The organism is Arcobacter sp. CECT 8989, from assembly GCF_004116715.1.
In the GTDB taxonomy this organism is placed as follows: domain Bacteria; phylum Campylobacterota; class Campylobacteria; order Campylobacterales; family Arcobacteraceae; genus Halarcobacter.
This window is the reverse complement of sequence record NZ_PDKE01000044.1, coordinates 1-626: the sequence shown is the minus strand read 5'-3', so window position 1 is coordinate 626 and position 626 is coordinate 1. Positions and strand designations below refer to the sequence as shown.

General features: G+C 53.4%; 1 protein-coding gene and 1 pseudogene. Both read right to left on the bottom strand.

Going from position 1 to position 626, the window contains the following annotated elements:
* Positions 1-55: 55 nt before the first annotated feature.
* Positions 56-304 (bottom strand): annotated as a pseudogene (locus tag CRV02_RS14335) (phage recombination protein Bet); the annotation flags it as partial.
* Positions 305-309: 5 nt separating this feature from the next.
* Entirely contained in the window at positions 310-591 is a 282-nt protein-coding gene (locus CRV02_RS14330; RefSeq protein ID WP_129090904.1) for a host-nuclease inhibitor Gam family protein, read from the bottom strand.
* Between the last annotated feature and the right edge of the window lie 35 nt (positions 592-626).

The window sequence follows — 626 nt, the reverse complement described above, 5'->3', positions numbered from 1 at the left end:
ATGGTCTATGCGCAACCTCAATGCACACTAACTGCAGTGCTTAGGTAGTGCCTTCGGACCAAGCAGCAGCGCCCTCGCACGTTACGAGGCAACTCGGCGTAACAGTAACGGCGTCCAATTCTTTCGTCCACGCATCACGGCCATACTGGGGGGCAACGATCAGTAATGCGATGAACGGGCCATCGCTTGCATCCCCTGTAAAGGCCGGCTGTCGAAGAGTGGTGATCAGTTCCTGTGGGTCGACAGAATCCATGCCGACACGTTCAGCCAGCTTCCCAGCCAGCGTTGCGAGTGCAGTACTCATTCGTTTTATACCTCTGAATCAATATCAACCTGGTGGTGAGCAATGGTTTCAACCATGTACCGGATGTGTTCTGCCATGCGCTCCTGAAACTCAACATCGTCATCAAACGCACGGGTAATGGATTTTTTGCTGGCCCCGTGGCGTTGCAAATGATCGATGCATAGCGATTCAAACAGGTGCTGGGGCAGGCCTTTTTCAATGTCGTCTGCCAGTTCTGCCTCTTTCTCTTCACGGGCGAGCTGCTGGTAGTGACGCGCCCAGCTCTGAGCCTCAAGACGATCCTGAATGTACTAAGCGTTCATGGCTGAACTCCTGAAATAGC